The organism is Enterobacter sp. 200527-13 (genome assembly GCF_027924865.1).
GTDB classification, from domain to species: Bacteria; Pseudomonadota; Gammaproteobacteria; order Enterobacterales; family Enterobacteriaceae; genus Enterobacter; species Enterobacter ludwigii.
The window spans coordinates 327,544-342,296 of record NZ_BSCM01000002.1; the positions used below are offsets into that span (position 1 = coordinate 327,544).

The 14,753-nt window shown below is 53.2% G+C and carries 14 protein-coding genes; all 14 read right to left on the reverse strand.

All coding sequences use genetic code 11. From position 1 onward, the window contains the following. Positions 1 to 16: 16 nt before the first annotated feature. The 14 genes from cpsB to QMG44_RS10905 are packed head-to-tail and all read right to left on the reverse strand — an operon-like array spanning position 17 to position 14,119. Positions 17 to 1,453, reverse strand: a complete 1,437-nt coding sequence (cpsB, locus tag QMG44_RS10840) for a mannose-1-phosphate guanyltransferase (protein WP_014170815.1) — start codon at positions 1,451 to 1,453, stop codon at positions 17 to 19. 3 nt (positions 1,454 to 1,456) lie between these two features. Next, positions 1,457 to 2,680 carry a colanic acid biosynthesis fucosyltransferase WcaI gene (gene wcaI / locus QMG44_RS10845; protein ID WP_086532309.1) on the reverse strand — a complete coding sequence of 408 codons (1,224 nt, stop codon included), beginning with the start codon at positions 2,678 to 2,680 and terminating at the stop codon, positions 1,457 to 1,459. Next, positions 2,677 to 3,156: a GDP-mannose mannosyl hydrolase gene (locus QMG44_RS10850; protein WP_072126435.1), complete on the reverse strand. Its 480-nt coding sequence runs from the start codon at positions 3,154 to 3,156 to the stop codon at positions 2,677 to 2,679. Before QMG44_RS10850 ends, wcaI begins: the two co-directional genes overlap by 4 nt. Positions 3,157 to 3,158: 2 nt before the next feature. Beyond that, positions 3,159 to 4,124: a GDP-L-fucose synthase gene (locus tag QMG44_RS10855; RefSeq protein ID WP_014170818.1), complete on the reverse strand. Its 966-nt coding sequence runs from the start codon at positions 4,122 to 4,124 to the stop codon at positions 3,159 to 3,161. 2 nt (positions 4,125 to 4,126) lie between these two features. Further along, positions 4,127 to 5,248, reverse strand: a complete 1,122-nt coding sequence (gmd, locus tag QMG44_RS10860) for a GDP-mannose 4,6-dehydratase (protein ID WP_014170819.1) — start codon at positions 5,246 to 5,248, stop codon at positions 4,127 to 4,129. 24 nt (positions 5,249 to 5,272) lie between these two features. Beyond that, positions 5,273 to 5,821 (reverse strand): colanic acid biosynthesis acetyltransferase WcaF, encoded by a 549-nt coding sequence (gene wcaF, locus QMG44_RS10865; RefSeq protein WP_020883264.1) that lies wholly within the window; start codon positions 5,819 to 5,821, stop codon positions 5,273 to 5,275. A gap of 15 nt (positions 5,822 to 5,836) precedes the next feature. Continuing rightward, the gene (wcaE, locus tag QMG44_RS10870) at positions 5,837 to 6,583 is read right to left on the reverse strand and encodes a colanic acid biosynthesis glycosyltransferase WcaE (protein ID WP_014170821.1); all 747 of its coding nucleotides are present in this window, start codon (positions 6,581 to 6,583) and stop codon (positions 5,837 to 5,839) included. Between the two features lie 16 nt (positions 6,584 to 6,599). After that, on the reverse strand, positions 6,600 to 7,820 hold the full coding sequence (wcaD, locus tag QMG44_RS10875) for a colanic acid polymerase WcaD (protein ID WP_020883262.1): 1,221 nt from the start codon (positions 7,818 to 7,820) through the stop codon (positions 6,600 to 6,602). Then, positions 7,795 to 9,012 carry a colanic acid biosynthesis glycosyltransferase WcaC gene (wcaC, locus tag QMG44_RS10880; RefSeq protein WP_078774590.1) on the reverse strand — a complete coding sequence of 406 codons (1,218 nt, stop codon included), beginning with the start codon at positions 9,010 to 9,012 and terminating at the stop codon, positions 7,795 to 7,797. The genes wcaD and wcaC overlap by 26 nt, the downstream gene beginning before the upstream one ends. Beyond that, complete coding sequence (wcaB, locus tag QMG44_RS10885) at positions 9,009 to 9,500, reverse strand: colanic acid biosynthesis acetyltransferase WcaB (RefSeq protein ID WP_014170825.1); 492 nt, start codon at positions 9,498 to 9,500, stop codon at positions 9,009 to 9,011. Before wcaB ends, wcaC begins: the two co-directional genes overlap by 4 nt. Beyond that, on the reverse strand, positions 9,500 to 10,342 hold the full coding sequence (wcaA, locus tag QMG44_RS10890) for a colanic acid biosynthesis glycosyltransferase WcaA (protein ID WP_032680629.1): 843 nt from the start codon (positions 10,340 to 10,342) through the stop codon (positions 9,500 to 9,502). The genes wcaB and wcaA overlap by 1 nt, the downstream gene beginning before the upstream one ends. A gap of 22 nt (positions 10,343 to 10,364) precedes the next feature. Beyond that, positions 10,365 to 12,527: a tyrosine-protein kinase Wzc gene (gene wzc, locus QMG44_RS10895; RefSeq protein ID WP_020883260.1), complete on the reverse strand. Its 2,163-nt coding sequence runs from the start codon at positions 12,525 to 12,527 to the stop codon at positions 10,365 to 10,367. 2 nt (positions 12,528 to 12,529) lie between these two features. Then, positions 12,530 to 12,973 (reverse strand): low molecular weight protein-tyrosine-phosphatase Wzb, encoded by a 444-nt coding sequence (gene wzb, locus QMG44_RS10900; protein WP_014170828.1) that lies wholly within the window; start codon positions 12,971 to 12,973, stop codon positions 12,530 to 12,532. A 6-nt stretch (positions 12,974 to 12,979) separates the two neighbouring features. Continuing rightward, positions 12,980 to 14,119 carry a polysaccharide export protein gene (locus QMG44_RS10905; protein WP_014170829.1) on the reverse strand — a complete coding sequence of 380 codons (1,140 nt, stop codon included), beginning with the start codon at positions 14,117 to 14,119 and terminating at the stop codon, positions 12,980 to 12,982. Positions 14,120 to 14,753: the final 634 nt, after the last annotated feature.

A 14,753-nucleotide genomic window follows, 5' to 3' on the forward strand; every position in this document is an offset into this window, starting at 1 on the left:
GGCTTTAGAGACGGCGCTATACCCGCCCGTAACGGTCCTGGAAACGAACAATATCGTCTTCTTCCAGGTACGAACCGGAGCGCACTTCAATTAAGTCGAGAGGAATTTTCCCCGGGTTTTCCAGACAGTGCGTGGCCCCCAGCGGAATATAGATTGACTCGTTTTCGCCCAGCAGTTTCACTTCGCCATCAATCGTGACTTTGGCGGTACCCGCCACCACGACCCAGTGCTCGGCACGGTGGTGGTGCATCTGTACCGACAGCCCCTCCCCCGGTTTCACGGTGATGCGTTTCACCTGGTAACGTTCACCGGCATCGATGGAGTCATATTTGCCCCACGGACGATACACCTCGCGGTGGATATGGTGTTCATGGCGACCATCGGCCTTGATCTTCTCCACCACTTTTTTAACGTCCTGCACGGCATTACGGTCAGCAATCAGCACGGCGTCTTTCGTCTGTACGACCACCAGATCCTTCACGCCAACTGTGGTCACCAGACCGGACTCGGCGTAGACATAGCTGTTTTCCGTTTTGTGGCTGATAACATCACCGTGATGGACGTTACCCTCCGGGGTATGGGCGCTGATCTCCCACAGGGAGGACCAGGAGCCAACATCACTCCAGCCCGCATCCATCGGTACCACAACGGCATCGGCCGTGCGTTCCATTACCGCATAGTCAATTGACTCTTCCGGGCAGGCGAGGAAAGACGCTTCGTCAACACGGATAAAATCGAGATCCGGATCCACTACCGCCATCGCTTTCTCGCAGGCGTCCAGAATATCCGGGCGATATTTGCGCAGCTCTTCCAGGTAACGGCCAGCGCGGAACAGGAACATCCCGCTGTTCCAGTAATATTCACCGCTGGCCACATACGCCTGCGCGGTTTCCAGATTCGGTTTTTCGACAAACTGCGCCACGTCAAACGCTACGCTGTCGCCTTCGCCCGGGGTCACATTGCCACGACGAATATACCCGTAGCCGGTTTCCGGAAGGTCCGGCACGATGCCGAAAGTCACCAGTTTGCCGTTTTCGGCGTAAGGAATAGCCGCGCGTACCGCCTCGCGGAACGACTCTTCCTGTTGAATAACATGGTCTGCCGCCAGAACCAGCATCAGCGGATCGCAATCCGGGCTGCTGCGTTTGGCCGCCAGCGCCGCCAGCGCAATCGCGGGGGCGGTGTTACGTCCGGCAGGCTCCAGAATGATATTTTCTGTGAGTTTGTTCAGCTGACGCAGCTGCTCGGCGACAATAAAGCGGTGTTGTTCGTTACAAATCACCACCGGGCTTTCACACTCCACACCCTGCAGGCGGTTAACCGTCGTCTGCAGCATGGTGAGCTCCCCTTTCAGGCAGAGGAACTGTTTTGGATAGAGCACGCGGGACAGCGGCCACAACCGGCTACCAGAGCCACCTGCCATCACAACCGGATACAAAGTGGTTTGACTCATGATTTATCCCCGTATATCTGCAATAAATTGGCTCAGCACGTTCTCTTTCTCGAGCGTGCGTTCGGCATATTCACGTGCCACCGTGTTCGTTTTTGGCATGGCAAGTGCCCGTTCAATGCCAGTGACCAGCGCCGGGACCGATTCCGGTTCCACGCAAACGGCGATCCCCGGATAGCTGTCGCACAGCTGGCCTAATTCTGTTTCGGCTTCCGCCGTGATCACCGCGTTACCGCCCACTGCCAGAATGTTGGTCAGCTTGGACGGCAGCACCGCGTCTGCCGCGCCGCGCTTTTGTACTACCAGATGGCAGTCGCCCATCTTCAGCAACGCAGGCAGTGCCTCGTAAGACTGAAGCGGGAAAAATTTCACGTTCATCAGGCCGCGTTCGTTGGCCATTTTTTCCAGTCGCGCTTTTCCGCCGCCCTGCCCGACGATGACAAACATCCAGGGTTGATGGCTCAGTTGCTGTGCGGCGTCGATGACGCTCTCCAGCCCCTGCTTCTCGCCGATGTTGCCTGAGTAAAGAATGATTTTTTGGTCGTCAGGCAAACCGAGCTGAGCGCGTAGCGCCTGAGCGTCACTGTCTGTCACGTCGCGAAAACGCGCCACTTCAGACCAGTTGGGGAAAAAGATCACTTTTTCCGCCGGTACGCCCTTCTCCTGCGCTTTGTTCATCATTGAGCGCGAGATGGTCGAGACATAATCCACGTTATGCAGGCCGCTGCGCTCGAAGGCGCTGGCGAGTTTCGCCACCTTCCCGCTCTTACCTTTGCCGGCCATTCCCAGGCCGAGCATGGCGTCCACTTCATAATCCTGAATGTGAAGCAACGTGCGCGCGCCGGAGAGTTTGCCCAGCAGGCGCATGCCTGGGGTGCAGAACAGCGTTGGCACCACACCGATAATGCGATCCGGCTTCCAGCGACGTTGCGCCATCAGCGGGAAGAAACTGCTCAGGGCAAAGCTGCCCAGATGAAGTAACCGCTTCAGCGTTGAGGGCTGTTTCGGCACGTACAGCGGACAACGCCAGACGGTCGCGGCACCCTCTTCGCGACGGTAGCGCCAGCCTGAATAGCGCTCACCTACTTTCCATTCCGGGTAGTATGGCGGCGCGGTAATGACCCGCACGTCATGTCCCTGGCTCGCCATCCACTCGACCATTTCGCCGGTGTATTTACCGATTCCGGTTAACTCCGGCGAATAGTTGATTCCGTACACCAGAATTTTCATAAGCCCGGCACTCCGGACTGACGATCGGCCAGGAAATAGGCACGACTGTTGTCATGCACATTGTCACTGGCCAGCAACGCCTCTGGCGTCTGCCAGCGGTAGTCGTCATGCTGAGAATCAGGCAGACGCAGGTCTGCCTCACTCACCTTCAGGCGAAAACCGAGCACCACATAGTGCGTGGTGAAACCGGTGCCCGAAAAGTTATCGTCATAGAAGTGCTGCCAGACCCCGTAAAACTGGCCTGCCGCCATCGGCAGTTGCAGGCCCAGTTCCGCCAGAGTGAGACGCTCAAAAGCATTTTCCAGCGTCTCATCCTTCTGCACGCGCCCGCCGGGCACGAACCAAAAGCCCTGTGCAGGACGGTTGGTTCGTTTTCCCAGCAAGAACTCGCCGCGTTCGTTTTCCACCACCAAATCAATTGAGATGAGCGGAGTGGAACGCACTACCGTGGCAAAATCTTCCTGACTTAAAAACATCATTACCCCCGGAAGCGGTGCTGGTTTTCAAGGAACCACTGGTAGGTGCTTGCCAGCCCCTGCTCCAGTGATACCTCGTGATACCAGCCCAGCTGATGCAGACGGGTCACGTCCAGCAGTTTGCGCGGCGTGCCGTCCGGTTTGGTGGCGTCAAAGACCACGCGGCCTTTGTAACCCACCACCTGCGCGATGGTTTGCGCCAGCTCACGAATGGTGCAATCCACGCCAGTACCGACGTTAATGTGCGACAGCATCGGTTCGGTGTTTTCCTGCCACACCTCACGATCCAGCTCCATTACGTGGATGCTGGCAGCCGCCATGTCATCCACATGCAGGAATTCACGCATTGGCGTACCGCTGCCCCACACCACCACATCCGGTGCATTTTCGGCCGTTGCCTCGTGGAAACGACGCAGCAGCGCCGGGATCACGTGCGAATTGCTCGGGTGGAAGTTGTCATGCGGTCCGTACAGGTTGGTCGGCATCACCGAACGATAGTCGCGGTTATACTGACGGTTGTAAGATTCGCACAGCTTGATCCCGGCAATCTTGGCAATCGCATACGGCTCGTTGGTTGCTTCCAGCGTTCCCTGCAGCAGTTCGCTCTCAGCGATCGGCTGCTTCGCCATTTTCGGGTAGATACAGGATGAGCCGAGGAACAACAGCTTATTCACGTTGTGCAGATGCGCTGCGTGAATGATGTTGCTCTCAATCATCATGTTCTCGTAGATGAAATCCGCCGGATACGTGTTGTTGGCAACAATGCCGCCCACTTTCGCCGCCGCCAGATACACCTGGTCAATACGTTCACTGGCGAAGAAGTCCTGTACCGCTTTGCTGTCGAGCAGGTTCAGCTCGTCGCGGGTACGGACAATCACGTCGACATCACCGCGCTGTTCAAGCTGGCGAACAATCGCGGAACCCACCATTCCGCGATGACCCGCGACAAAAATACGTTGTTTTGTCATTCTCAGGACTCCAGCGCGATGGCAACCTCGTAGCCATGTGACTTGAGCAGGGAGTGTTTTTTCGCTGCTTCAAGATCTTTGGCAACCATCTCGGAAACCATCTCCTGCAGAGTCGTTTCAGGTTTCCAGCCCAGTGTTTCGTGTGCTTTGGTTGGGTCGCCCAGCAGGGTTTCCACTTCAGCAGGACGGAAGTAACGTGGGTCAACCTGTACAATCACGTCGCCCGGTTTCACGCCCGGTGCGTCATGGCCGGTTACGGAAACCACGATGCCTTTCTCTTCCACGCCGGTACCTTCGAAGCGCAGTTTGATACCCAGCTGAGCGGCAGCCATCTCAACGAACTGACGTACGGAGTACTGCACGCCGGTTGCGATAACGAAGTCTTCTGGTTTTTCCTGCTGCAGCATCATCCACTGCATTTTTACGTAGTCTTTGGCATGGCCCCAGTCACGCAGGGAATCCATGTTGCCGAGGTGCAGGCAAGATTCCAGACCCTGTGCGATGTTAGCGATAGCGCGGGTGATTTTACGGGTAACGAAAGTTTCACCACGACGTGGGGATTCGTGGTTGAACAGAATGCCGTTACAGGCATACATGCCGTAGGATTCACGGTAGTTCACGGTGATCCAGTACGCGTACAGTTTCGCCACGGCGTACGGAGAACGTGGGTAGAACGGGGTAGTCTCTTTCTGAGGAATTTCCTGCACCAGACCGTACAACTCAGAGGTGGATGCCTGGTAGAAACGGGTTTTCTTCTCAAGGCCGAGGAAGCGAATCGCTTCCAGCAGACGCAGCGTACCCATTGCGTCAACGTCAGCGGTGTATTCCGGAGATTCGAAGGAGACCGCAACGTGGCTCATCGCGCCCAGGTTGTACACTTCATCCGGCTGCACTTCCTGCAGAATACGGGTCAGGTTGGAAGTATCGGTCAGGTCGCCGTAGTGCAGATGGAATTTCGGGTTCGCCGCATGAGGATCCTGATAAATGTGATCCACACGTTCGGTGTTGAATGAAGAAGCACGACGCTTAATACCGTGTACTTCATAACCTTTTTCCAGCAGCAGTTCTGCCAGGTAAGAACCATCCTGTCCGGTAACGCCGGTGATGAGAGCGACTTTAGACATGTTTATATTCCTCTACTTATGAATTTAATCAGTTTCAACGCGTTCGCGTATCACCACTGCGGGGTTGCCACGGCAAATTTTATTTGCCGGTAGCGATTTAAAAACGCTGCTGCGGGCACCGACTACCGTGCCATCGCCAACAGAAACACCAGGTGCAACAAAAACATCTGTCGCCAGCCAGCATTTTTCGCCAATCACAATCGGAGTGGCGGTAATATCAAAATGCTGACTCATAAAATCGTGACTGCCGGTGCACAAATAACACTTCTGTGAAACCACCGAATTTGCACCAATCGTAATATCGCCAAGGGTATATAACACCGCGTCATCCCCTACCCACGCATAATCCCCAAGCGTTAATTTCCACGGGTAGGTAATTTTTACCGACGGGCGAATGACTACGTTTTTTCCGATTTTCGCGCCAAACAGTCGCAATAAAAAAGCTCGCCAGCGGTACAGTATTTGCGGTGACCAGGCAAATAAGGTGGCCTGTACGGCCCACCACAACTGCACTTTAATACCGCTCCCGCCCCGAAAGCCTTTCGGCACGGAGAAACCTTTAAGATCCTGCATTACGTTTCCTTATATTCAGGCTTTGTTATATAAGGTTTTCGTTTTACCCGTGGTACGCAGACGTAATAAATAAGATAATTCCGCCCAGAACCCCGGCACGCCTAATATTTTACGCTGCACATTTCTGGCATCCTGGCACAGTTCCAGATTATTAGACGTTGACACGCCGCCCATTGAAAATTCAGATACCAGCCCTTTAATTCGACGGAACGGGTAACCTGATTTATACAGGCTGGCAGTCAGCGCATAATCTGAAGAAACTTTATACTGCAGATCGTAAGGCTGTTTTTTCAGACCTTTTACCGGGAAGAAAATGGCCTGATGGCTGGCAGGCAAACTGTGGTAGATATACCAGCCGGGTTTCGCACTGCGGCAAACTTTATGGCCATCGCCAAAATCGAGCAGCGCGTCGCCAATGTACATCGCATCCTCTTTCTGGCGCGCCAGCTGACGGGCAAATAACGCCACATCCTCATGGAATACGTCACCGGAATTCAGGAAGATGGCATAACGGCCTTGCGCCATGTCGATGCCTTTATTCATCGCATCGTAGATGCCTTTATCTTTCTCGCTGATGAAACGTAAGTTGAACTCACCGTTGAGTTTTTCCAGAAACTCCGCCGTACCATCGTTCGAGCCGCCATCGACCACAATCCACTCAAAGGTGAGGCTTGGATCGCGCGCCAGGTTGCGCAGCGAGCGCCAGGTTTTTACCACCCCTTCGTAATTACGAAAAGCGACAGTAATGACGCTAAGAAACATAAATCACCTCATTTCGTCATACGTTCGTAATATTAAGCGCTTTGCGCAGAATAAACGGACAGACAATCAAGAAAGCATATTCCGGGCTAAATATTGACCCGGTAAAAAACAACGACACCGGTGTAAACAGATAAAGCTGCACGCGAAAGTTCTGGTTATCACCAAACGCGTTAATCATCATTTTGAAAACTTTAAACAGATACCACAGTGTCAACAGTACGGCGAACCACGAAAAATAGATAATTAACAGATACAGGCCATTGTCTATGGTTTTACCAACATCCGCACCGTTAAAGATTCCGAATGATGCAACATATTCGTAAAGTGAGCCGAATCTTACTACACCATCGATATGGGTTAAGGAATAACCCACCATCACCAGCGGACCAATGATACGATAATAGGATGACGAGCCTTCGGTCCCCAAATCTCCCAGACGTTCTGAGATGTATGGGAAGGCAAATATCACGCCAACCATAAATACTGTCAGAGAGATAATCGCCAGCGGCAGTTTTTTCTTAATCGCATCTTTGTTCAGGTACTGGAACGCCCACTCCAGCAGGTAAAACAGGATAAATGTCATTACCCCTGAGAACGATCCTGACAGAACAATTCCTGCAAGAATCATAGCATCGGTCTTAGGGGTTTTGATACCAAACTGTTTGATGCTGAGCCAAATTGAGATTAGTGCCAGAGCAAAAAACGCCGGTTCAAAATAGAGGGCTGTCGTACGCTTTCCGCCAAACTTGATGAAGTTCAATACATAGCTGTTACTGTAAATGAGATATTTCGAAATTATCTCCATCAGGCTACTGCCACCGGTCAAAATAATTTGCGCCATTTCCAGTGCGGCAAGCATAACAATTAACGCAACGGCAATATAAAAGAACCTAAGGATTTTCCGATAATTGTGTGGCGAAATAACCTTGAAACGAATACTCCAGACCATGCCAATAATAATGACGATATAAACAAACAGCATGGTGGAGGTGACGTATTTACTGGCATCCAGAGACTGACCAAAGATGTAGTTAAATAGCGTCAGACCCACGCCCAGCCCTAAGGCCATCATCAGCTTCTTGAGGTTGATTTTGTCGACATACAGCAGAAGCAGAACGGGCAAGAAGGTCACTATGGTTATCGGGAAGCTTTCGCCAAGCTGGGCAATTTTGACGTTGACCAGCAGGTAAATCAGCGGCAGCAGCAGATAACTACAGACTCTGATAGAACGAGACATATTCCTCCAGCATCTGTTGTCCACTGTAGGCCTTGCGGCTGCGATTGCGGAACGATTCCAGGTCGGTACCAAAAACGGCCTGCGCGATCTGCGCCTTCGACAGTTGCACCAGAGGCAGCACCTCATGCTCCGCAAACGTGGTCCCGCCCGATTTTTCCAGCACTTCACGTGCCGCATCGCTGTGGGTGGCAATCACCGGCACACCGATGGAGAGCGCTTCGCACAGGATCAGCGGGTAGTTATCCACGCGCGAACTGAATACCAGCGCATCCATCCCATTGAGGGCGCTCATCAGTTTGCGCTTGTCGGTTTCAAACCCGTGATTCACCACGTTAGCCCCTTCGAACGGCGAGAACTTGCCGAAGGTGTGCAGTTCAATCTTGTCACCCAGCGCCATCATGTCGCGCACCAGCTGCTGATTGGTTTTGCCGTCGTAACGCAGGTCATGCGCAACGATAGCGATTTTTGGTTTACCCGGGGTTTCTGCAACCGGGGTAAGTTCGGCCAGAATCGCTTCCGTCGCCACGTCGATACCGTTATTGATGATCTGACAGCGCCCTGCCCCATACAGACTGTTAAAGGCATCGGCCACGTGCTGGCTTGGAGAGATAAACGTACAGCCGAGCGAGAGCATGTCGCGGAACAGCTGGCGCTTTCCGGCCACCAGCTGATGGGCACGATCTACTTTCACCGGCGGATAGTTGCTCAGCGTTGGGCACTTCTGGCAGTCGCTTTTCCAGCCTTCACACCCGTCGGTAAAGGCGCAGCGACCGGTCACGCTCCAGTGATCGTGCAGCGTCCAGACGAAGCGGGTATCCGGTTTGTGGGCCTGCACCTTCTGGCAAAACGCCACCACCTCTTCCAGATTCAGCCAGTAGCTGTGAAGCACGTGGAAATGCAGCACAACCGGCCCCTGGGAGCGCGTCACAGTGCGATAAAGGGTATTAAGATTGCCAAACAGATCGCGGTTAAACAGGCGGAACAAGGCAATGTTGGCCACGGAAGTCAGGCGCGGCGTGTGCTTATGCACCTGCGGGTAGTTATCGTGGCTGACGCTTTTCTTACCGCCTTTGCCATAACCGTAAATAAAACGAGACTGAAGTCCTTTTTGCAGCGCGCGCTGGTGAAGATCCAGCGCCACACCGGCCGCCCCGCCCTCTGCGAGACGGACGTTAAATTGCAGAATGTTCATTTGATCACCTTCACGCGGGCTTTCTCACCCACCACCAGCGCGTTATCCGGAATACTGTCCAGCACCACGCTCCCTGCGCCTATCGTGACGTTGTTACCAATCGTGATGTCACCAATGATGACCACGTTCGCACCCAGCTCGACGTTATTGCCAATCACCGGGCAGGCCAGGCTGTCGGGCCCACGGTTACCGATGGTGACCGCGTGGCGAATAGTGAAATCATCACCGGCTACAACGAATTTGTTGATCACCACGGCATAACCGTGATGAATGGTAAAACGGCGACCAATGGTGGCAGCGGCCTGAATTTCATAACCAAAAAAACATTCAGTAATGATGCGGTACAGCACCAGCACCGGTGCTGCCCAGAGATTGTTTAAAACATTTTTCTTGCGCCACACCGAGCAAAAATGCGCGATGCGGTACGCCAGAACCATGCAGCACGGGCGCAGGCTCCAGCTGTTAGCGCGGCAATCTTCCAGAAACATTATTTCCCCCGAAGTCCATCAGCCAGACGCTTGCCGTTACGCACGGACAACAACGTGAGCAGCGTGCGCCAGTTCATGCGCTTATTGCGGATCTGATAGAGGGTAAACAGCTGATACTTCCGGCTGGCACGGTCGAACTTGTCCTTGTGCTTGCGGTAAAAGTGGAAGTAACCAGAGAATTTCTTCGGCGACGAGGTGATTTGCATCTCCCCGTGATTGATATGCAGGATCTGCGTCGCCTCTTCCACCTTCCACGGCTCGCCATACTCCATCACCATGCGCAGGAAGATGTCGTAATCCTGCGCAGCCTTCAGCTCGGTATCGAACAGGCACTCCTTAAAGCGCCACGCCCAGGTAAAGACCTGATTACCAATGATGTTGCGTTTAAAGAACAGGCGGCGTGAGTAAGGCGATTTCGGGTACAACGGCAGGCTGGCAGGCTGCGAGTAAACTTCACCCTGACAGACATAGTCGTTGGCATACAAAAACGCATGCGTCACCAGCTGTGCTTTGTGCGACAGGAAGATCGACAGACGGTTCGGCGTCCATTCGTCATCGTCGTCGATGCCGGTCAGATACTGTCCTTTAGCCTGCATAATCGCCTGGTTACGCACCGCGCACGCACCGGAGTTAATCTCGTTGTGCGTGTAAACCACGCGCGGGTCGTTAAGGTCAGTCACAAACTTTTGCAGCTGTTCGTACGAGGAAGAACAGTCATCAACGATGATCAGTTCCCAGTTATCGTAATCCTGTCGCAGCACAGATTTTATTGCGCGGATCGCCAGCTGCTGACGATTCCATGTCGGCATATAAATAGAAACTAAAGGGCGTTGTGTAGTCATGGTCTTCCCCGAAAGCTAACGATTAGTGACTGTCAGACTTGTATTCGTACTCGTAGTAACCGTAGTCCTGGTAACCGGTCGCACGACGGAAGATGGAGTTCAGGATCACCCCTTTCACTTCAATTCCGTTTTGCTCGAAGCGGCTCAGGCTGGTTTCCACTTCCTTCAGCGTGTTCACCGCGTAACGCGCCACCATCAGCGTGGTGCCCGCATGGCGGCCCACAATGGCGGCATCGGTCACCGCCAGAATTGGTGGGGTATCAATCAACACCAGGTCATAGTTTTTGCTCGCCCACTCCACCAGCTCGCTAAAACGTTCACTCATCAGCAGCTCTGATGGATTTGGCGGCACCTGACCACGCGGAATAAGGTCAAACTTCGGCACCGTCGTCGGTTTTGCACTCTGGCTAATCTCACCTTTGCCCAGCAGGATTTCCGACAGCCCGTTGACGTTATTGGTACCCAGCAGTTCGTGGGTATAGCCCTTACGCATATCACAGTCGATCAGCAGCACCCGTTTATTGGTCTGGCTCACCACCGCCGCCAGGTTGGCACAGACAAAGGTCTTACCAATTGACGGGCTGACACCGGTCAGCATCAGGACGTTGTTTTTGGCCTGCATCATGGCGAAGTGCAGACTGGTACGCAGACTACGAATCGCTTCGATGGCCAGATCGGTTGGGTTACCCACGGCCAGCAGCTGGCTTTGTTTGTAACGCTTAACGCCTTTGGTGGTTTTGACGCTGTCACGCGATTTTTGCCACTCCGACAGCGGGATGCTGGCGTAGACGTTGATACCGCTCTCTTCCAGTGCCTGCGGGCTTTCGATTCCACGGTTGAACAGCGAGCGAAGCAGCACGCCAACGATGGAGAGGATAAGACCCAGAATAATGCTGCCGAGAATGATGAGGGCTTTCTTCGGCTTCAGCACCCCTGGCTGGGTGATGGCCGGGTCAACGATGCGCACATCACCAACGGTACTGGCTTCGGTAATTTTCAGCTCCTGCTGTTTATTCAGCAGCTGCATGTACACCTGCTGTCCGGATTCCACATCGCGGGTCAGACGTACGATTTCCTGCTGCGTTTTAGGCATCGCAGTGACGCGATCGTTGAGTTTCGCCTTCTCTTCTTCCAGCGTGCGGCGTTTCTCAAGCAGCGTACGGTAGGCCGGGTGACGCTTGGTATAAAGCTTGGAAATTTCCGCCTCTTTGAAGGTCAGCTCGTTAAGCTGCGCATCAATGTTAACCATCGAGTCGAGAACGGATTTCGCTTCCAGCGGCAGGTCGACAGAGTCTTTATCCTGACGATAGGCGTTCAGCTTGTTCTCGGCATCATCCAGACGGGCGCGGACTTCCGGAAGCTGTTTAGCGAGGAATGCCAGGCTTTTCGCTGCTTCAGCCGATTTACGCTCAACGTTCTGCTCAAGATAGTTACGGGTGATGCTGTTGAGGATGTCGCGGATCTGATCCTTATCTTCACCGGTAAAGGTCATGCTCAGGACACCGGTGTCCTTGCCGTTTTCAGTGACGGTCAGGTTGTTCTGCAGATTGTTAATCATTCCCAGCGTGGAGAATTTGGTCACGGTAAATTCACCGCCCTCCTGGGCGTGGATCGCGCTGACCATCATGCTGACACCCTGTTTCGTCAGCATCTGCCCCACCTCACCGCGCGCGCTAAAGCCCGCATCGCTGGTCAACTGGTACTGTTTCGGGCCTAACACCGTCAGGGTAAAGGTCTGATCCGCGCTTCCTTTTGGCAGCACAAAGTCAGTCACTTTGACCGTGTCGTTGCTGCGTCCCATCAGACGGTCCCAGCCGGCACCAAAGATCGGGAAGGTATTTTTAGTGACGGAGATATCAAGGCCGAGGTCGTGAACGGTTTTACCCAGAACCAGGCGCGACTGGATCAGCTGAATTTCCGCATCGGAGGCCGGCGGTTTGTTCGCCAGTGCGGAGCCAATGTCCTGCACCAGCGAGTTACCGGTATTCTGCTCAATCTGCACCAGCGCATCGGCACTGTAGATGGGCGTCGCAAACAGCGTATAGACGACGGCCGCCGCGGCAAACACGGCGGTGATCCCAAGCACCCACCACTTTGCCTCTACGACGGTGCCGACCAGGCGACCAATATCGATTTCATCACTGCCCGAAGTCGGGGCGGCAGAAGGTTTTGTTTTTTCTGTCATTGTTATCCCTGCTGAGCTTTCAGTGCCTGCGCCCACTGACGGGCAGACTGGTCAAGTAAGGTGTATACCGCCTCGAAGGCCTCATGGCTTTTGCGATATGGATCGGGGATTTCGCGTTCATTGTCCCAGTGACCAAACAGCATCACCTTGCCGCGCATCTCCGGTGCGATATCACACAGCGCATGGATATGGCGTTTTTCCATCGTCAGGATCAGGTCATACTCCCGGCACATACGGCCGGTGACCTGACGGGCGATGTGCCCGTCGAGAGAAAGGTTATGATCGCGGGCCACGCTCGTTGCGCGCTCATCGGCACCTTTACCGACCAGCGCACCCAGCCCTGCGGATTCAACGGTCAGTTCGGGCTGGTAGAGTTTCAGCAGCCGTTCAGCCGTGGGGGAACGGCAAATGTTCCCCACGCATACCACCAGAATTTTGTTAAACATCGCGGATTACCAGGTATGAATGTCGCGCGCCGTATCCGTCATGTAGCGAACGCCACTGATGGTTGGCAGCAACTGGTTGATCAGACGGTTCCAGCGGGCAACCGGTGCGGTGGTGACATACACCACATCGTATGGCTGGAGACGGAACTCCGTTGCCATCACCAGAGACGTCGCATCGGACATATCCAGCTGGTAGATGTTGGCAATCTTGCCTTTCGCACTGCCCTCACCTTTCAGCGGACGGATCACGAAGATACCGGTGGCGTTGGAGGTGGTCAGATCAATACCCTCTGCATTACCCAGCGCTTCGGTCAGGGTCATGCCGCTGAAGTCCATTTTGAGGGTGCTCTGTTTCTTAACTTCGCCCATCACGAACACTTTCAGATCGTCATTGCGCGGTACGTAAAGTATGTCGCCCGGATAGAGCAGACGGTTCTGAGTCAGGTCACCGTTTTGCATCAGCGCCTGCAGCGAAATGCGCTGCTCTTTGCCGTTGTGCGTCAGAACCACGTTGCGCCAGTCGGCACCGTCGGTTAAACCGCCGGCGGCGTTAATGGCATCCAGAACGGTCAGCGGTACGTTGGTGATGGCCTGTTGGCCGGATTTATTCACCTGTCCGGAGATATAGGCTTTTTGCGAGCGGAATGCGGCGATATTAACGTCCACCTGCGGGTCGGCGATGTACTGCGCTAAGCGGCCGGTAATATCACTGCGGATTTCGGCGAGCGTTTTCCCGGCAACGTGTACCTTGCCAATATAGGGATAGAACATGGTGCCGTCTGACTGTACCCAGTTACCGGTGTCGCTTGAGCTACGGTACTGGCCCGCTGGTGTGGTCAGTTCAGGGTGGTCCCAGACGGTGACGTTGATGACATCACCCGGCCCCACGCGGTACTGGTAGGAGGCAATCTCCTGATCCAGAGACATATTCGGCTGAGCAACATTCGGACGTGGGCGTAATTGTTCGACCAGACGTGGCGTGAGTGGATAAACATTCACCATTTTGTCGAGATCAAAATCGGCATCCTGCTGCTTGATCACATCCTTACCCATTGTTGACATATTGCTGCCGGGAAAGACCGTACAACCACTCATCAAGGTCACAGACACCAATAATGGCATCAATTTCATTTTGGATTTCATCATTGATTATTTATCACTTTGGCAGAGTAATTATCCTGTGCAATTTAAAATAAGCCGGGTCGTATTGGGTTTCAGCATGCAGTTAATCAAATAGAAATATAACTGGCATCAGTCCTAAAAAAAGCTTATTCATCCATTGGCTATTGACAGAATAATCGAGGCTGATTCACACGCTTTCAGGCACGCTACCGCCCTTGGCTTTCAGTTACCAATCCACTGACTAAACAATGTGTTATGGATAGACACCCTCTTGAACAAGGTCTTCTGGAAATATATCAGCCGCAAAAACGCCCGACGGATAATCAATAACCATTCCTGAAGACCGAAACAATAATAGCAACAAGGAGATTTAACATTTGATGCTGGAGGAATTGTTGCAGCTAACCTAATAGCAGGCAAGGAGACAACTGTCCTAATAACTGTTTTTAAGATTAATATTAAGAGCAAAGTTTTGACCTTTTAGGATTTTCTTTATATTGACAAAGCAACAATAAAAACCATTAATTGCGATATATCCTAAAATGTACTGTGCGTAATAAAATATACGTAATTACCTTATTTACAGCGCCAGCGTATTGCTCTCTTTTTGTTCGGCCTTATTAAGAGAAATCTCAGCCCGGCATTGCAATTTCCCGCC